15 protein-coding genes are annotated in these 19,476 nt (G+C 39.0%); 6 read left to right on the top strand and 9 right to left on the bottom strand.

Features of this window, described 5'->3' with window-relative positions; all coding sequences use genetic code 11:
- Positions 1 to 130 precede the first annotated feature (130 nt).
- The 4 genes from recD to F8B77_RS05955 all read right to left on the bottom strand — a co-directional run bounded on the left by recD (position 131) and on the right by F8B77_RS05955 (position 10,558).
- Positions 131 to 2,149, bottom strand: a complete 2,019-nt coding sequence (gene recD, locus F8B77_RS05970) for an exodeoxyribonuclease V subunit alpha (RefSeq protein WP_151654551.1) — start codon at positions 2,147 to 2,149, stop codon at positions 131 to 133.
- Positions 2,142 to 5,768, bottom strand: a complete 3,627-nt coding sequence (gene recB / locus F8B77_RS05965) for an exodeoxyribonuclease V subunit beta (protein WP_151654548.1) — start codon at positions 5,766 to 5,768, stop codon at positions 2,142 to 2,144. Before recB ends, recD begins: the two co-directional genes overlap by 8 nt.
- Before the next feature lie 299 nt (positions 5,769 to 6,067).
- Entirely contained in the window at positions 6,068 to 9,487 is a 3,420-nt protein-coding gene (gene recC, locus F8B77_RS05960; protein WP_151654546.1) for an exodeoxyribonuclease V subunit gamma, read from the bottom strand.
- A gap of 81 nt (positions 9,488 to 9,568) precedes the next feature.
- The gene (locus F8B77_RS05955) at positions 9,569 to 10,558 is read right to left on the bottom strand and encodes a TDT family transporter (protein ID WP_130047287.1); all 990 of its coding nucleotides are present in this window, start codon (positions 10,556 to 10,558) and stop codon (positions 9,569 to 9,571) included.
- A gap of 133 nt (positions 10,559 to 10,691) precedes the next feature.
- Between F8B77_RS05955 and F8B77_RS05950 the strand changes: the two genes are divergently transcribed.
- The 4 genes from F8B77_RS05950 to F8B77_RS05935 all read left to right on the top strand — a co-directional run bounded on the left by F8B77_RS05950 (position 10,692) and on the right by F8B77_RS05935 (position 13,497).
- On the top strand, positions 10,692 to 11,570 hold the full coding sequence (locus F8B77_RS05950; RefSeq protein ID WP_130088081.1) for a LysR substrate-binding domain-containing protein: 879 nt from the start codon (positions 10,692 to 10,694) through the stop codon (positions 11,568 to 11,570).
- 85 nt (positions 11,571 to 11,655) lie between these two features.
- On the top strand, positions 11,656 to 11,946 hold the full coding sequence (locus F8B77_RS05945; protein WP_130088082.1) for a YebG family protein: 291 nt from the start codon (positions 11,656 to 11,658) through the stop codon (positions 11,944 to 11,946).
- A 219-nt stretch (positions 11,947 to 12,165) separates the two neighbouring features.
- Positions 12,166 to 13,197: a 2,3,4,5-tetrahydropyridine-2,6-dicarboxylate N-succinyltransferase gene (gene dapD / locus F8B77_RS05940; RefSeq protein ID WP_151654544.1), complete on the top strand. Its 1,032-nt coding sequence runs from the start codon at positions 12,166 to 12,168 to the stop codon at positions 13,195 to 13,197.
- Positions 13,198 to 13,308: 111 nt separating this feature from the next.
- Entirely contained in the window at positions 13,309 to 13,497 is a 189-nt protein-coding gene (locus F8B77_RS05935) for a YqaE/Pmp3 family membrane protein (RefSeq protein ID WP_005417846.1), read from the top strand.
- A gap of 25 nt (positions 13,498 to 13,522) precedes the next feature.
- Here F8B77_RS05935 and F8B77_RS05930 read toward each other — a convergent pair whose 3' ends face one another.
- Entirely contained in the window at positions 13,523 to 14,455 is a 933-nt protein-coding gene (locus F8B77_RS05930) for a LysR family transcriptional regulator (protein ID WP_151654542.1), read from the bottom strand.
- 109 nt (positions 14,456 to 14,564) lie between these two features.
- Between F8B77_RS05930 and chrA the strand changes: the two genes are divergently transcribed.
- The gene (gene chrA, locus F8B77_RS05925) at positions 14,565 to 15,716 is read left to right on the top strand and encodes a chromate efflux transporter (RefSeq protein WP_151654540.1); all 1,152 of its coding nucleotides are present in this window, start codon (positions 14,565 to 14,567) and stop codon (positions 15,714 to 15,716) included.
- A 36-nt stretch (positions 15,717 to 15,752) separates the two neighbouring features.
- Here chrA and F8B77_RS05920 read toward each other — a convergent pair whose 3' ends face one another.
- Genes F8B77_RS05920 through F8B77_RS05905 form a run of 4 tightly spaced genes read right to left on the bottom strand, consistent with a single transcriptional unit; the run spans position 15,753 to position 18,462 of the window.
- On the bottom strand, positions 15,753 to 16,181 hold the full coding sequence (locus tag F8B77_RS05920) for a type IV pilus modification PilV family protein (RefSeq protein WP_065596733.1): 429 nt from the start codon (positions 16,179 to 16,181) through the stop codon (positions 15,753 to 15,755).
- Positions 16,171 to 17,385 (bottom strand): hypothetical protein, encoded by a 1,215-nt coding sequence (locus tag F8B77_RS05915; protein WP_151654538.1) that lies wholly within the window; start codon positions 17,383 to 17,385, stop codon positions 16,171 to 16,173. Before F8B77_RS05915 ends, F8B77_RS05920 begins: the two co-directional genes overlap by 11 nt.
- Complete coding sequence (locus F8B77_RS05910) at positions 17,382 to 17,981, bottom strand: PilW family protein (RefSeq protein WP_151654536.1); 600 nt, start codon at positions 17,979 to 17,981, stop codon at positions 17,382 to 17,384. Before F8B77_RS05910 ends, F8B77_RS05915 begins: the two co-directional genes overlap by 4 nt.
- Complete coding sequence (locus F8B77_RS05905; RefSeq protein ID WP_151654534.1) at positions 17,962 to 18,462, bottom strand: prepilin-type N-terminal cleavage/methylation domain-containing protein; 501 nt, start codon at positions 18,460 to 18,462, stop codon at positions 17,962 to 17,964. Before F8B77_RS05905 ends, F8B77_RS05910 begins: the two co-directional genes overlap by 20 nt.
- Positions 18,463 to 18,565: 103 nt before the next feature.
- Between F8B77_RS05905 and F8B77_RS05900 the strand changes: the two genes are divergently transcribed.
- Entirely contained in the window at positions 18,566 to 19,039 is a 474-nt protein-coding gene (locus F8B77_RS05900) for a type IV pilin protein (protein WP_063667657.1), read from the top strand.
- Positions 19,040 to 19,476 lie beyond the last annotated feature (437 nt).

The following is a 19,476-nucleotide window of genomic DNA, read 5'->3' as shown; positions in this document are numbered from 1 at the left end:
CCTTCCGAATTTTATTGGCGTAATTATAAGCATTTATTTATTCTTTACTAGAGCTAAAGAAGAAAATCATTATTACGTATATGAAATAATACAGCGGTTGATATTTACGTTATCAACCACTGCCATTTGCTTAACTCATCAATGACGTTAAGCCACTATTTCGCTGAGTTTTAACCATAACCCCTCGTGCCACCACTTTTTCTGTTGCGAACAGATCGAGCTTTTTCTTCGCACGAGTCACACCTGTATAAATTAACTCACGGGTTAAGATTGGGCTAAACTCTGCGGGTAGCACCAATACTGTATGTTCAAATTCAGAGCCCTGAGATTTATGGATCGTCATGGCATAAACGGTTTCATGCTCAGGTAACTGGCTTGGTAACACACCACGAATCGAACCATCTGGCATATCAAAATAAACACGTAAACGCTGATCAACAGGATCTGGCATAGCAATACCAATATCGCCATTATACAAACCAACACCATAATCATTTTGCGTCACCATGACAGGACGACCTGAATACCAAATCTCGTCACCATGAGGAATTAAATCGGATTTTTTCAATGCTTTTTCAATACGTTGATTTAAACCAACAACGCCGAAATCCCCTTCTCGCATCGCACATAATAATTGAATTTGGCTAAATGCTTTCAATACGATTTCAGGTTTATCTCCTGCATGGATATGCCCTAAGTAACTACGGTAACCATTCACCATCATGGTGATCATTGCGTTATAGCTATCATTACTTAAATCATGAAAACGAATGTCTGAGAACCCTTTGGTCCATACAGCTTCTACTTTAAATTTACTGCCTTCATTAATGGCTTTGGCAAGTTGTCCAATACCTGAACGCGCATCAAAACGGTAACTCTTTTGCAGCATACATAAGCTATCTGCAACGGTGTTATTATGTGATTGTGCCGGTAGATTAAAGCCAGTTAGTTGAGATAATTGCTGCGCTTGATTCTGGCTGTAACCCATTTTGGTAAACTGACAAATATCACCTAACACCGCTCCCGCTTCAACCGAAGCTAGTTGATCTTTATCGCCCAATAAAATAACACGTGCGTGTTCAGGTACCGCATCGAGCAATCGAGCCATCATAGGCAAATCGACCATAGACGCTTCATCCACCACCAATACATCAAGATGTAACGGGTTGGATTTGTTATGACGAAAATCCACTTGATTGGGAATATAGCCAAGCAGTCGATGCAGTGTACTCGCATCAGTCGGGATCGCTTCTTTCACTTCTGGTGCTAAACCAATGGATTGTACCGCCTGACCAATGGACTCAGTCAAACGCGCCGCGGCTTTACCCGTTGGCGCAACCAGTTTAATCGCTATGTTTTTATTATCCTGCTGAGCTTGCGTAACTAAGGAGGCCAAAAGCTTAGTTACTGTGGTTGTTTTACCCGTACCTGGACCACCAGAAATAACAGAAAATCGACGAGTTAACGCCACAGCTGCTGCTACTTTTTGCCAATTAACACAGTGGCTATTTGGAATGAATTGATCTAACGTTTCGAGTTCTGAAGATTTGGTCGCGGCTAATAACACCGCATCAATCGCCTGCCAATCAAGACCATCTGATTGAACAACATCAAGCATATCGCACACTAATTGTTGGCGAGAAACTTGATTGTTATTCTCTAATTTTTTTAATGCTGAAAATAGAAAATGATACTGACGAGCAAACAACTCATCCAATGTATTCGATAGCTGAGGATTTACCGCCACACTTTGCGCCGCTTTAGTAATACGGTTAGACACACGTTGCTCAAATGCCCAGTAGCGTTGTAAATACAAGCGAGTGCCATCAAAAGCTAAAGGCTTGGCTTCTGTACCATTTGAGACTGTAGAAGCAGTGGTTAACTCCGAAATCCAGAGGCTTTTTTCTGGAACTAACTCTAATAACGCATCACGATACTTTGCAGGGAGAGTAAAAAGATCGCCCTGTTCTATCTGCTCAATATCAATACAGACGTGACCTTTTCCTAACTCATGACTTGTAATCGCAGACAACAGCATGATGAGATTTCTATCGCTATTTTTTTCTTGTTGAGCGATAAATTTAGCGAATTGAAGATCCAATGGGCGAAGTACACCATGAGCCATTAAGTGTTGTAATTGCTTAAGCATCAACTGTTTCTCCATCTACCAATTTCTCTAACTCCTCTAACAAAGCTTTGCTCGGTTTTGAATAAAATACACCGTTAGAATTTGCATCATGTCCTTCATGTGTCTCTTCAACACCACGCAAGAAAATATAATACGCACCACCAAAATGCGTATCGTAATCATAATCGGCAATGCGGCTTTTTAAGAATCGATGAAGCGCTAAAGCATATAACTGGTATTGGAAGTCATAACGGTGATCTCGCATTGCCTCAACTAAGGCATCGCCACCGTAACACTCAGGGGTATCTCCCAAATGATTAGATTTCCAATCGAGAACGTAATATTTACCTTCATGCTCAAACACTAAATCGATAAAACCTTTCAGCATGCCGCTAACGGTCGAGAAACCAAGTTCTCCTGCTCGTGCTGATACTTCATCATGCTTCGCTATGGTTTTATTTACTAAACTTGAGTTCAGTAATTTAATAGGAAGTAAAAACTCCATTTCAACCAAGCGTTGAGCTGGGCCTTTACTTGCCAAACGTAAGTTCTCACCATCGAGTGGACTATCTAACACTCGTTGCATCATGTTTTGAACGACTTCTAACCATTCTGGATCGTAATTTTCTTTCTCTAGTAGCTTAATGATGATTTGCGTATTTTCTTCACTGTTAATTGGTTGAGTAAATTCAACCTCTTCAAACAATGAGTGTAAAAACGTACCCGCTCTCGCTCCACGAGGGAAGGTAAATATGGTACGTTCAGGCTCTAAATCCAACTCTTTATCGTCTTTATCTTCTGCTGAATCGATATCTAAATTAATGAGCTCTAATGAAGCATCATTATGGTGATTACCTTGCTTTACCAATCCAGAATAACTGGTCATCCACCAATTACTTTTCACAGGTTCAATTAACTTATTAGCGTGCAGTTTAATATGCTCATCTTGAACCTCTTGATACAGCTCATCGGCGATGATTTGAGGTGATTGGATCACCATAGGCGAATTGCCTGCAATCAGCTTTTCAAGACACGCTTGTAGTTCTTCAACATTACATTCATCGGCTTGCTGGATTAGATAACCTAAACCCGATAGATGCACACCCGTTGGTGGCTTTTTCGAGATGCCTTTGGTGATAGGCGCGATGCCGATATAACAAGCATAAACCGCACGAGTTAGTGCTACATAAATCAAACGTAAATCTTCAGCTAAACGCTCTTTCTCTGCTTTTTCGACAGAATCATCTTCTTTTAATAAATCCAATACCGAGTAACGGTTGGCTTCATCATAAAAACTGACTTCGCCTTTTTTGTCTATCGCACGATATGAGCAAACAAAAGGCAAAAAGACTAAGTCATATTCCAATCCTTTAGATTTATGGATCGTGACAATTTGCACCAGGTTACGCTCTGATTCTAAACGTACCGTCTGCTCTTCTGAATCACCATTAGGTTCTGAAATAGACTCAGACAACCAACGTAATAAACCATAATCACTATCTAAAGTTTGACTGGTTTGTTGCAGTAATTCGCCAATATGCAATAAATCAGTCAGTTGACGTTCACCGCCATTTTCAGCCAATAAACGCTCTGAAATACCTTGCTGAGTAATAATTTGATGTAACATCGGCATGATACCGCGCTGTAGCCAATGCTTACGATAGGCGCGAAACTCATTAACCGCTTGCTCCCACTGCATTTCATCGACATTAAACTGATGCAATTGATCGGCAGTATAAGCAAATAATGACGATGCTAATGCTGAACGAACCGCCCTTGCATCTGTCGGCGTCATGGCCGCTTGCAATAAACGCAATACATCTTTCGCTAATGGAGAAGAAAATACACTATCACGGTTAGATAAATAGACACTGGCGATACCTTGTTTTGATAAGGCTTCACGAACTAATTTACCTTCTTTACCTGTACGAACCAGAACCGCAATATCACCCGCTTTGATGGCTTGCTTTTTCTCTGCGTTTTGTAAATATGCCGAGCCTTGTTGCGCTCCAGTCAAAATGGTTTGAATTTGTGCTGCGGTTGATTCTGCCATCACACGCTGATAAGTCGTTTTATTTACCGGATTACCATCTTTACTCTCTTGCAGCCAAAAGGTCATCGCGGGTTGAGTTTGATTCTCTAACGCCCATGATTTTTGCTCGGCATTAACAGGGTTATATTTAACCGGATAAAATGGAATATCGTCATCGTACAAAAAAGGCTGTTTGCCATGTTCAAAAATACGGTTCACTGACGACACCATATCTGCGGTTGAGCGCCAGTTAGTATCTAAGGTGTAATGATCCGCAACTTGGCGGCGCGCTTGAATATAAGTAAAAATATCTGCGCCACGGAAGGCATAAATCGCTTGTTTTGGATCACCAATCATAAACAAACCACACTGTGGCTGATCTTGATAAAGCGTACTAAAAATCGAATATTGCAGCGGATCTGTATCTTGGAATTCATCGATCAATGCCACTGGATATTGCTCGCGGATTTTTGCTAGCAATAAGGCGTTTTCTTTATTTTCTGCAGCTTCAGATAACTGACTTAACAGATCATCAAACGATAACCAATTTTTTTGCTCTTTAGTTTGCTGCAAAGTTTTACGGCATTGATGCATAGCCAGTGATAACAGCGGCTGTTTTATCTCTAATGGCTGAGCCAGAAAATCATCAATGAGTTTAAATACGGCGTGTTCTGGAGCTTCGCCCTTTTTGGTTTTTTCAATTAATAATTCTTGAGAAAACTTTTCTAGCTTATCGTGTACTTGCAATGAGGTGGTTGGGTTATTGGCCCACGATGACACTTGCTCTAACCAATTAGGTAAATTCTTTTTGGTGTAGCTGCGTTTATCTACACCTGAACCTGAAATTAGCGCTTCAAAATCTACACTATGTTCTGACCACTGTTTTTTTAATTCATCAATACGAGCAATGCCTTGCTGGCAAAATTCTTCTAATGAACTCTCTAACGGCTCAACGGTTAAATGTTTTGGGACACCGGTAAGACTATTGCCCATATCACCTAATAATGCCGATGGGCTTGACCAACAATCATAAACACTTTCAGCCACCATTTTTGGCAGATGATAAAAACTGCGACGCCAAAAATCTGCAGCCACTTGATGCATTAATTTGGCTTGGTCAGTAACAAATTCACTCTCAAATTGCGCACCAGACTCAAAGGCATTTTGAGTTAGCATTCGTTGACAAAAACCATGAATGGTGAAGATTGAGGCTTCATCCATGCTGCGTTCGGCATTCAAAAGGATCTGTGCAGCTGATTTATGGTCACCAATAGAAGCCAACAGCGGATCAATAACCGGATCACCGCTCTTATAATCATTATTATGAACAGCACGAGCAAAGGCTAAACGAGCATCATGAATTTTTGCTCGAATACGCTCTCTCAACTCAGCCGTTGAAGCTTCTGTAAAAGTTACTACCAGTATTCTATCTACAGTTAACTCTTCACTATGACGGCTATTTTCTTCGCCATGGCCAAGTAATAAACGTAAATATAAACTGGCAATAGTAAAGGTTTTACCAGTACCGGCTGAAGCTTCAATTAAACGTGTTCCATGTAAAGGAAACGTCATTGCATTCAATTGATTTGGAGCTGCGATTGTCGTCATCAAACATCACCGTTTTAAACATCAACATCCTGTTTTTACAAGATATCTGTGTGATCCATATCGTAATTCATTAGGAACAACGATAATAAAATTAATAAAGCTATCAATGTGAGATCTTTCTCACGGTTCACTTTTTATGCTTTGTTACACTCAGCGCCACTTACAAAGAGCTCATTAAATGTGCATTTGTAATCAGGATTAGGTCAACCTCTGACCTGTGGCCGTACAGCGAACGCCCTACACTAAAAATGATTTACTGGCGGCCCCCCTACTTTCTACTGATGACCCACCGTTACCCTTTATAACTTTACTTTCTCGCTATGCAGCAATGCATTGCGTAACACCTTTTGAGCATTATCAAAAATAGCCTGACCAAACTCATCATTCCATTCTGGCCACATACGCATTACATAATCATTGCTATTTTCGCCCGCATAACGAGTACCATTGTATTCATCAGCCATTTTTTTCAGTGCTTTTTGATGCGTTTCTTCGTCATCATTCCATATCCCTTTTTTATCAACGTGCGCTTCAAGTCCAGCTAATGCCGCTTTTGGTAAATAAGGCAATGGTGCACAGTTACCCGAAATATAAAGGCTTAATATAGTCTCTAATTCTTGATACGCTTTTTCTTTCTCAATAGCTTCAAAGTGATAAATCGCATCCGTACCAAATAGGTGAGTAAATTGCTGCTGGCCCATGGCACATAAACACAGATGATCAATCCAGGTTGCTAAAATTTCATGAGAGCGAATTTTACCGCCACGATAACGCAGCATCCCTGCCTGATAGCGCTGTTTTAACCAACCTTGCAATTCCATTTCACCATGAGGGAAAGTAAAGCGTAAACGCACTTCTTGATCGTCTAATAGTAACGTCGTTAATGGTTGAATATGAGTAACCAAATCTTTTACCGTGTTTACTTCTTTGTCGGCGGCTATTTCGCCAAAGCTACCAATCGGTAATTTACCTTGCGCTTTTTGCTGCTGATAAAAATCACGAGAGATTTGAGATATATGGTTAGGATCATCATAGGCCAATAAGTCCTCCAGTAGATCCGATTTCATACCATAGCCAGTACGACCATCGATGGTAAATGGCTCATCATCTTCGACTTGACTCTCTACTGTTTCAAAAAAGACTTTTAAGCCACGGTTAAAGAAATAAGCAACAGGTAAACGCCAAAAACGTTGCAGTTCAGTCAACTCTAGCTCTTTTGTTTCAGGGGCGTATATCAATGGTTCTGTCTGAAATTTTGGCGCTGCTTGGCCTTCTAATTTTGCGGTAGGTAACCATTCACTGGCATAACTGGTGTTATTACCAATGAAACTCTGTTGGCTGTAAGGAACCAAAGGATGCTCTATGATTAATTGTGTAACTAACCGTTTTGCTGACTCTTCAGGGTTTAACTCACTATCACCCTCTAGGCAATAACCTTGCTGGCAATATTCAAGTAACTCACTGACTAATACTGACGGTGCTTTTTCTGTGTTATCGCGAATTGAACGCCCAATATAACTTAAATAAAACGCTTTATTTGCCGATTGAAGCGCTTCTAAAAACAGGTATCTATCATCATCTCGACGTGAACGGTCACCCGGTTTCATGCGTTTTTGCATTAAATCGAAACCTTCAACAGGCATGGTTCGTGGGTAAGATCCATCCGTCATTCCAAGCAAACATACCACATCAAATGGAATAGAGCGCATTGGCATTAAGGTACAGAAATTAACTTGTCCCGCTAAGAATCGTTGACTTGCTTTACCGCCAGATAAATTATTTTTTAGGTAATTATTAATAATTGACGCAGAGATTGGTGCATCAAAACCCGCGTCTTCTAGGTTCTCTTCTAGCTTTTGCAGTTGATCTCGAATGCTTTTAACGACCAATTCACCTTCTAATTCAACATCTAAAAAATCATCCATTAATTGGTTGATGGTGGTTCGCCATGTCGTAATGGTATGTGGTTGGCCTAGGATGTTCTGATAAGTCAAAAGCTGATCAATAAACTGCGCTAAATTACCGGCAATTTCCGCATTCATGCCCTGCACTTGTTCGTAACTCGCCATGCCTTCGAATAGCCCAGCACCTTGCTCCATCGCATAACCAAGCAACATTCGTTGAATACCAAATAACCACGAGTTTTGATTGTGTTCTGGAAGATCAAACTGTGCAGATGTGCTGTTATCTAATCCCCAACGAATACCGGTTTCTTCAGCCCAGCGTTTCACAATTTCAAATTGCTCGGCATTGAATTTAAAACGAGACATTACCGCAGGAACTTCAAGTAAAGTGAGCAATTCAGAAAGACCGCAACGATTCTCAGGCAGCGCCATCAAGCTCATGAAAGCCAATAACACGGGGTTTTCTTGCTCAGCACTTTGGTCTGAAATCGCAAAAGGAATATAACGATCAAAAGCTGCATTACCAAATACCGCTTGAATCGCTGCACTGTAGACATTTATGTCTGCCACCATCACGATAATATCGCGTGGTTTTAAGTCTGGGTCATTAGCAAACATATCCAAGAGTTGGTCATGTAATACTTCAACTTCTCGCATTGGGCTATGGCACGAATGCAAAAGAACCGAGCGATCATTAGGATCGATTAATTGTTTATGCTGACTGTTATCAAGCACATCATCACGACTTCGCTCTTCCAGATTTAAAATATCCGACTGAATGGAGTGCAGCAGATTATCGCTACCAACATCAACAAACGCATCAATCTCTTGCGCTTCCATTTCAGATAATAGACATAGATTATCTCGACCTAATTTACCCCATGATGCAAGCAGTGAATTACCTACCTCTGAAGTGTGTAGTTCATCTTCAAAATTCGCATCAACCGAACCTTTTAATTGTTCGGTATCACCAATTTGCTCACTATGATCATCTAGCCACTTAACTTGCAGACGATTACGCGCTTCTAGGCGGGAAAGATACTTTCTGTCTCGAATTTCGCCCCAGTAATAGCGACACGGATTAGTAAACATTAAGTGCACATCAATATGCTGACCTAACGCCGCAAGCGCATCTAAATAACGAGAAGGAAGTGAAGTAATGCCCACCACAAACAAACGCTTAGGCATCCCTTTTGGCAAGGTGCCCGTTTGCAAATAGTTATCTAACGTTTCAATAAAGTGTTCAAACATATTGGCACGATGATAAGGCGAATGACCAAGCGCTAAGGTTTGATCATATAACGCTCGCCATAAAATAGGCTGCCAAGGGTGTTCACCTTCGAGATCTACGACCTCTTCACCCGCTTCCCACTTTTGGATCCACTCTGGGCGAAATACTAAATATTGGTCAAAGATATCGGCAATTTTTGCAGCTAATTGGTAGCACTTAAGTTGGTTTTCATCATTTTCTAAATAGCGCTGTAGAGGTGCAAATTCATCTTGTTTTAATAACTCAGGTAATAGTGTCACTATCTTCCAAGTCATCGCTTCTTTATGGAAAGCACTGCGCTTTGGCACATCATCAAGCACCTGAGTAAACAGATCCCAAATAAAAGTAGCAGGAAGAGGAAAAGTAAGGTTAGCGGCAATACCTAACTCTTTTGCGAGTTCGATTTTAAGCCATTGTGACATGCCCGGACTTTGAACGAGGATTTGCTCATGCTCAAATGGGTTATCTAAAGGGTTTAGACGAATTAATTCAACGACAAGTGATTTGAGAACATCAAGTTGATTTGAATGATAAACAGTAAACACACCCAGCTCGCTTATAAAGAAATGAAAGTCTCTATAGCTTAACGTAACTGGATGTGTTTTAAGAGAAAAAAAGCGTATTAATTAGTGTGCATGTTTAGGACTTACTAAACGATTTGCCATACGAGTAATTGGACGATAATGCGCTAAATAATGTGCAGCGACATAACTCACGACACAAGTAGCAACCACTAACTCAACTACCGCCAATGTTCTTACTTGGTATACATAATTAGTAGCAACACCTTGAGATAGCATCCAGTTCGCGGTTTTAAATAATGCCGTTGCACCAATGACCATAGGGAAGGTAAATGCAGCATAACCTGGGCTAAATGGTAATCTCATTAATTTAAAGAAAGCCATGTAAATTACGCTTGTCATTAACACAGCAATACCAAATAGAAGTGCAATAATCACAGGTGATGGTGAAGCTGTCACCGTTAAATAACCTGCTAACGATAAACTTGCTGGTGCCGCCATGATTGCGATGGTTGGTTTTGCTGCATCCGGTACTTCATGACTAAAAATCAAACGATAAATCATAATTGGTAGCATGATTGCGTAGATAACCAAACCAAACATAAGAACCCAATGTGCGACAGGTGCTAATGCTGGATTACCTGAAAAAGAAACATCAGCAACCACTAAACCTACTGGTGGAACAAACCAACTAGGCACCATATGATGCAATTCAAAATCTTTTGCTCTGTGGTAAATAAAAGAGACTAAGAAAATAATATGAAGTGCGATTGCAGCAAGCCATAACGCATCCCCAGCCGCTGGATAAAAATGACCAATGCTACTAGATACCACCATTGTGCCCATAGCAAAAGTTGGAGCAACACTACCTACAACAGGATGAGCAAGTTCGCTCCATAATACCGTTGGGTGTAATAAAAATTTAATCGCTAATACCAGTAATAATACTGAAGCGATTGCTGCTGAGATCCATTGTGCATAGCCATTGAGCGGCAATGCATTTTCCCAACACCAACCTAGACTTGCAATCCCAAGAGCTAACCCTGCCATTGGCGTTGGAGCACCTGCTACTTTTTGTTTTGTGTAATTAAGCATGACATTGTTCTCTTTACTATTTAACGATGAAGCTATTTTACTTCTTGCTAAGCATTAATAAAATTTGAATAAACTTAAGGTTACGTTAATATTAACTAAACGACTTAAGGTTTATTTATTAGGACTTCCTGTCATGAGAATTTCACTAAAACAGCTCAATGTATTTACTGCTATTGCCCAAGAAAAAACAATGACTAAAGCAGCAGAGCGACTTTTCATCACTAAGCCTGCAGTGAGCCTTTCGCTTTCTGAGCTTGAGAAAAACCTTGGTTACAAAGTTTTTGACCGTGTAAATAATCGATTAGTGTTAAATAGTGAAGGCCGCCAACTTCTTCCTTTAGCAGACGAATTACTAGAACGAGCAGAGGCTATCGAGCACCAATTTACGGCAGATAGTCAGTTGACGGGTTCATTAAACATTGGCGCTAGCGACACCATTGGTAATCACATTGCGCCAGTATTACTCAGTCAATTTCAGCAGCAACACCCTTGCGATATTCAGCAACTGTTTATTTCAAATACTGCACAAATTATTAATCGACTGCTAGAGTTTCAGCTTGATATCGGTTTGGTAGAGGGTAAAGCGCATCATCCCAAACTAAATATGATTGAGTGGCAATCTGACGATATGTATATAGTGTGCGCCCCTTCTCATCCTTTGGCAACTAAGAATAAAGTGACTTTGAACGATTTAGAGCATTCAACTTGGTTACTACGAGAAGAAGGTTCAGGTAGCCGTGAATATTTTATTAATCATATCGCCGCTAATTTAAATGATTGGCATGAATCATTACAACTTCATACAACTGAGGCTATCATTAATTGTTGTTCTGAAAACATGGGATTAGCATGTATTTCTCAACTCGCAGCACAAAATGCCATTAATGATGGACGCCTAGTTAAAATTTCTTATGAAAAACGATTAACTCGCCAATACTGGTTACTACTTCATAAAGAAAAATATCAAACACCCTTATTACAACAATTCCTCGCTTATTGTGAGGAAAGTTAACTCTATCTAACTTTCGTTTCTCTAAGTGGACACATAAGCCTGCTTACTGTATAAAACACCAGTTAATTAAATAGGAGAGACGACCATGGCTGTTATCGTCAAATATGTAGTTGAGCGCAACGGAGAAGAGAAGATGACTTTTACCTCTAAATCGGAAGCCGATGCTTATGACAAGATGCTTGATATCGCAGATGAACTTTTTACTTTTCTTGGTGAAAGTGAATTGATTGAAGATGAAGCGAAGCAAGAAGAGATGTCTTTATACCTAGCAAAACATAAAGAAGATCTGTTAGTTGCTCTTGGTGCTAAACGTAAACCAGCACCTAAAAAAGCAAAGATTGAAGCAGTAAAAGACGAAGAATCTGACGCGGCTTAATTCTACAAAAACCACATTAAAAAATATGAATAGCAGCTTAGTGAGCTGCTATTTTATTTTCAACGTCCTAACGATTAATCCCCTTTTCTTACACTTTTTCTCCCTGCATCGTAAATATTTCTTACTTTCGCCCTTCTATATCACAGCAACTCTCTTTATGATGTGAAGTAAGATTTATTTTTAAATACTAATATTTATATGGAAATGGAGAATCATTACATGGCTCATTTTGCTCTTGCCTTTGGTACCGCAACAAAAAACCGCGACAATAAAATCATTGAAGCATTTTTTCCACACCCAGTATTAAGCCCTTCAGAAGCGCTAGTTAATTCTATTGCTCAAGCAAGTGGTTATGCTGAAGGCAACCAAGCTATCGAAGTTTCTTCTGAAGTTTGTACTGAACTTGCTAATGCATTCGCAGCAAACGGCGATATTGCAAACGCAGCATTTGCAGAAAAAGCAGTTCAATCTAAACAACCTCTTGTTCTTATTGTTCTCGCGACTGATGATCAACCTCAATCAGTTGCTGAAGGTTTCTTAAAACTTCAACTTATCTCTAACCGTTTAGTTAAACCACACGGTACTGTACTTGATGGTATCTTTGGCCTTCTACATAACATCGCATGGACTAACCAAGGTCCAATCGATTTACCTGAACTTGCTGATCGTCAAATCGAAGCTCGTCTAGCTGGCGAAACACTAACTGTAGATTGCGTTGATAAATTCCCTAAGATGGTGGATTACGTAGTTCCTACTGGTGTTCGTATTGCTGACACTTCACGTGTTCGCCTCGGTGCTCATGTAGGTGAAGGCACAACAGTTATGCACGAAGGTTTCATCAACTTTAACGCAGGTACTACTGGCGTGAGCATGGTTGAAGGCCGTATTTCTGCGGGTGTTGTTGTTGGCAATGGTTCAGATATCGGCGGTGGTGCTTCTATCATGGGTACACTTTCTGGTGGCGGTAAAATGGTTATCTCTATTGGTGAGAACTGTCTACTTGGTGCTAATGCCGGTCTTGGTTTCCCAATGGGCGATCGTTGTACGATTGAATCAGGCCTATATGTTACTGCTGGCACAAAAGTAAGCATGCTAGATAATCAAGGCAAAGAAGTTGAAATTGCAAAAGCTCGTGATCTTGCAGGTAAAACAGACCTTCTATTCCGTCGCAACTCTATCACTGGCCAAATCGAATGCTTGACTAACAAATCTGCGGTTGAACTAAATAGCGAATTACACAGCAATAACTAATTTTTAGTCTAATGGTCTGAGTATATTCATGCTCTATTCATAAAGACTAAAGTAACCTTATGGTCAGTAACTTACTTGTTACTGACCATTTTTATTAATATAGGAAAAAAAATGAGACTACTACTTGCTTTATTACTGCCTTGGTTACAATTTTTCACGATAGGCCGGCCATTTAGCGGCATCATTTGTCTTATCTTACAAATAACCTTAATCGGCTGGATCCCTGCCGCTATTTGGTCGGTTTATGCGCTAAGCCAATATAAAACCGACGAAAAAATTAAAGACGCTTTTGGGCGATAACAATTAAATCCCAAAAGCATAGAATTTAAGTCCTATAAGTAATCACGCTTTTTTCAATGGTTTGAATAAGTAATTCTTTGAGCCATTGATAGCGTTTATTTTCTTTATTTCTTGTCTGCCAAATCAATTGAATATCAAACTCACCGACATTAATTGGTGGCTCTGACTGCACCAGTTTTTCAGAAAAAAGATCGAGCTGAGCCATAAGTTGAGGAACCACACAGATCAAATCTCTTTTTTTCATTAAATGTCTGATGGTTAAAAAATGTTTAGATGCAACGCTAACAGCACGATTCACACCTAACGCTTTTAACTCTTTATCTACCCCTGTTTTTAATGCGCCATCAGGGCTTACTAACGCGTGAGGTAAAGATATATAATCGGCAAGTGTTATCGGTGTTTTAAACTGATGTCGTTGACCATCCCACATGCATACATGTTTTTCTGTATATAATGTTTGATATTGAAATTCTTTTTGCTCAGGCTTCATGCTGCCAATCACTAAATCAAGTGGCTCAGAATCAAATCTATCTTGATAATTGGCTTTATCCACTGTGGTAAAACATAGCTGTGTATTTGGTGCTAATTGATGAATGGCATCAAATATATCAGCGGCAAAAAGAAGCTCTGCGTAATCCGTCATTCCGATTTTAAACGTACCAGTAAACTCACTCGCTTCAAACGTATCTACTTTTAAAATATCTCCTGAGATTGTCTGTAATACCTGAGTGATCATTGGATAGAGCTGATTAGCCTTAGCTGTCGGGATCATTTTATGCCCTTGCCGTTCAAACAAAGGATCATTTAATAATTCACGTAAACGAGCAAGGCTATGACTCATCGCTGATTGCCCAACAAATAATTTATTTGCCGCTAATGAAACACTTCTTGTGTCCATTAATGCACTAAACACGACCAACAAATTAAGATCTACCGCCTTCCAATTAATTTCATTCATAGTTAGTAGTAATTTAATCGATTTGAATAATTAGATAGTAACTCGTAATCTTTATCCCATCAAAATTGAATATCCAAAATTGGATCACACATCAAAAGCTGAGTAGATTATGTTTGAAATATTTAAACGATTTTTTTTATTAGGTTGGGTAAGCTTTGGGGGGCCAGCTGCTCACATTGGTTATTTTCGAAATGAATTTGTTCAAAAACGTGGATGGATTAGTGAAGGAGAATACGCTCAATTAATCGCATTAAGCCAATTTTTACCAGGACCAGGCTCAAGCCAAGTAGGTTTTGCATTAGGTTACCACCGCAAAGGCCTTCTGGGGGCTTTATTAGCTTCAATTAGCTTTACATTACCGTCTATTCTTATCATGGTATTACTTGCGAATATCAGTCACTCATTTTTTGGTAATGACGTTTTTGAAGGTGTTATTCACGGCTTAAAATTACTCGCTGTCGTCGTCGTTGCTGATGCAATCATGGGGATGTATAAAAGCTTCTGTAAAGATAAACTCACGATCCTACTTTGTATAATGACAGCAACATTATTACTTGTTGCGCCATCCATCACCACTCAATTAATCGCGTTATTGATTGCAGCACTGATTGGACGCTTTTACCTAAAATCAGATGATAAAGAGCAAATTGAACAAGACTCAAAAGGCATCAATTGGCTTCCTTTAATTATCTTTGCTTTATGCTTTTTTGTATTACCTACAGTTGTAAGTTACTCACCACTACTTGGTTTATTTTCAGACTTTTTCCAAGCTGGTAGTTTAGTGTTTGGTGGCGGTCACGTTGTCCTACCGTTACTACAAAATATTGTTGGCGACCAAGTCAGTACTGACAGCTTTTTAACTGGCTACGCAGCTGCACAGGCTGTTCCTGGTCCAATGTTTACCTTTGCTACTTTCTTAGGCTACGAACTATGGAGTGAGCAGCCAGTACTTGGCGCTATCATTGCCACTGTTGCTATTTTCTTACCTGGCTTCTTATTGGTTCTTGGTGTATTTAACCACTGGCAAGTACTTGCTAAAAAGCCAGCTCTTTCTGGGGCAATTATTGGTATTAATGCAGCGGTTGTGGGATTACTAATTTCTGCGTTGTATGATCCAGTATTCACAAGCGCTGTTAATTCTGGCTTAGATATGGCGTTAGTGCTTATCGGCTTTGCGCTATTAAAAGTGGCTAAACTTCCAATCGTTGGGTTAGTTAGCTTCTTTATTTTTGCAGGTGGTGTGTTGCCTTTTGTTGGGTAATTGATGAAAAATTAGGTTCAAGCATAATGTTTGAACCTAATTAAATTCACTATATCTGGATATCATGGTTTGCAGTGTAACATTTTTGGTCTCATTCCAACGGTCAAGCCACTCAGCTTTAATATTCACTTCTTTTAACGTCGCTACATTTGCACCAGAAATCACTGTGGGCATGCTATCTTTAACTTCCCAACTTACTTTATATCCATTAATTAACTCTGGTGTCGCCTGAGTTACGATGGTATCAAATGCAATGGTCCCATTAGCACTACCGTCCATAGAGCGAGTTCTAAAGTATTCAAGTTTAGACTCTGCCGCATATAACGCTTGTATACTATTCGCTGCATATTCTGATTTTTTATCTACAAAGACTTGTAGTTTTATTAAGCCTAAAACACCAACAATTAATAAAACAAATGAAATCAAAACCTCAAGTAAACTAAACCCTTTTTGTTTAGAAATCATGCCAAGATCCTTTTACCCATCGAGGTTGTATTAATCCTTCGAAAACAGAATCCATAACATCTTTATTATATTTAAAATTTACGGCATTAAAAAATAATGCCGATTGACCTAAAGTATCAAAAATTTGCCCTCCACTTAAAGTGAATGCACCATGCTGGTAGTACGACGATGAAATTAGATAACTGCTTGAAAATACGCTTGGCACATGAGAAAGGAACGCATAAGCTTCAGTCCCTTCCCAACTTGATAAATCATCACCTAATACGAAATCAGTATTAAAATGAAACAATAGCCCCTTAATCGGAGAGCTACTTGAAGAGGCCCCCATTAATGAAAGGACTCCATCATGAACTAATATAAAAACGCCATCAGTCTTATTCGATGCACTAGCAAGGTCTGCATAATCAGATGAAATGATTTCACAACTACCTTCTACCCAAATATGGTGTACACCAGAATTTATAACATCGGTTATCTTACTTCCACACTGACTTTTATTTTGATTTTTCATGTTAATCACTTGAAAAATACCATTATCACGAACTGTATTATGATCTTCTTTCTTTACTCCAAATAAATCTTCAAAAGGGTTTACAGTATCATCTTTTAAAAAATCATTACCTGTACCATTAGTCTTATGACTCGGAGCACAATCTTTATCTTTATTATCAAAATCTAAAGATGGCTTATCACCATGAATAACACCTTGGTTAGCTGGAGGTGAGTCTGATTCGAATCTATTTCTGTAACGTAATGCTACACACTCCCAACCATCATCCGTAAGCTTACCTGGATCTGGCGTTGAAAATGTTGTGCTTGCATGAAAATAAATATCGGCAGCAGATTTCATTGCCCCAGAACCACCATTACCGCCCATTGTAAATTCTTTTTTTACAAGCTGAGAGGATTTTTGAGCATTAATAAGATAATACTCAGTCGATGTTATTGATAAAGAATCTAGATTTAAAGGAGCACACTCAGTGACCACTCCACTAGGAACAGTTCCTGATGTAGATACTTTTGAAAATACGCATTCAACACCACCTTCAGCAGCCCAGTATCCTTTTCTTGCCTCGACCTCATTTTGAGCTCGTTTTACTTGATAAAAAATATGCTTATAACTTCCTAAAGATAAAATTAAAGAAGCCATTAAAATACAACTAGAAACGAGTAAGGTTATTGCTCCCCTTTGCTTTTTATTCATTTCCAGTTCCTTTGTTGTATTTTGATTTCAGAAGAGTACTGATGATTTGTATTTTTTAGTTCGGCTGTTGTTGAAATAGTTAAAGAGCCCGAGCTCACAGAATTACCTAGGTGTGCATAATTAAGAGAGAAACTCGATACATTTATGAGGTTATTATCAATTAATGATAAGCATTGTGGTAAGTAGTTAATATCAGGAATATTATTCATATTTTTTCTAGAGCAAATTTTTATTGTATTTGAATCATACTTAAAAGAAGCAAAACGCCACGCAGATGATGCTGCAGGCCCCAACTGATAAATAAAACTTAATTGAGCTCCTGAAACATGAATCATATCATTTGCGCCTGATAATATTGCGAGGTCAGAACTACCACCTTGATACCCTGCTCGTTGACTTTCTTCTTTTATAAACCTTAAAGCATCGTTTAACTCTTGAACTAATAATAGATTTTGACTTCTTTCTGCATAGATCTTCTGTCCTTTAATGTAAATATTCCCAACTAACATTAAAGCTACCAAACCAATAGAAGAGGCAATTAGAAGCTCTATCAAAGATGCTCCATATTGTTTACGATTAACATTTTTTATAACCATAAAAAGCCCCCTCAAGTCCACATAACTTAATTCGACCTGTAATATTATGAACAGATAATTTTAACTTTTTATTGTTATCTTTATAAAAATAAAAACTTCTCGATAAATTAGGCGTTGCTCTAATAGGGTCAAAAGTTAGAACCGAGATACTAGATGACATTGTTATATTTGGATAATTAAGTGATTCAATAAATGCTAATGATGTATTTTTTGCTTCAGCAATAGTTGCAGCAGAAGAACCTTCAGGGTTTAAAGAGATAATCCAATTTACTGAGTCATCTATATAAAATAAATTTAACTTTTTATTTTGTAAAACAGATTCAGATTTAGCTTGAATAAAAAAACCTTCAATCTCTCCCGCAAATCGTTTCACACTTTGCTCTTCCAATAAACGAATAAAACTAGGCCCTGCCGCCATTAATAAAATAGACAGTACAGCAATACTGATAACTAGTTCAAACAGAGTAAACCCGCGAGGCATTTCGCAATTTCCTTTGCAACATTTCCATTATGGATATTTCATCTTGCTTGAGAGAGTAACACCGATTAAAAGTAGGTATATTCAATTTCAATGAGTTATCGAAATGATTCGAATAATTAATAGTAAGAATACATGTGTATTTCAAAAAGGCGTGACATTAGTCGAATTGCTAATCGTTATTGCAATCATTGCAATTCTAAGTGCAATAAGTTATCCAAGCTATACATCATATGTTTTAAAAAGTCACAGAGCTGAAGCCTTAGAAGTACTAACAAAAATACAACTTCATATAGAGAGTGAGTATCCAGGAAGAACGGAAAGCACGGCAAAAGAAAAATACCAAGCACTCTTGGAGCTTACAATTGATAAAAATACTGGAGCTTGTTTAGATGATAGTGTGTGCAAAATTAATGATAAACGATATTCAATATCTTACAGCTTAACTAACTCAGGAATGAATATTTATAAGCTTTCAGCAATTCCACAACGCGATTTAGGCCAAGATAACGATAGTTGCGGTACTTTAACTTTAAATGCAGGAGGTGTCGGTACAGGGGCACTTCCAACCTGTTGGTAATCCATAACTCTTTTCTAAATCGCAAATAGCAAAAAGGCTCATACCTTTCGATATGAGCCTTCTTAAGTATGCAGGGGTGGAGAGATCCGAACTCCCAACACGCGCGCTCTTATGGTGGGGGAATCCGCTGCTCTTTTCCAAACTACAGATAGCAAAAAGGCTCATATCTTTCGATATGAGCCTTCTTTAATATGACAGGGGTGGAGAGATTCGAATTCCCAACACGCGCGTTCTTATGGTGGGGGAATCCGCGGCTCTTTTCCAACCTACAGATAATAAAAAGGCTCATATCTTTCGATATGAGCCTTCTTAAGTATGCAGGGGTGGAGAGATCCGAACTCCCAACACGCGTGTTCTTATGGTGGGGGAATCCGCTGATCTTTACCAAGCTACAGGTAGCAAAAAGGCTCATATCTTTCGATATGAGCCTTCTTAAG

This window comes from Aliivibrio finisterrensis (assembly GCF_008933155.1).
GTDB lineage: Bacteria > Pseudomonadota > Gammaproteobacteria > Enterobacterales > Vibrionaceae > Aliivibrio > Aliivibrio finisterrensis.
This window is presented reverse-complemented; position numbering and strand designations above follow the sequence as displayed.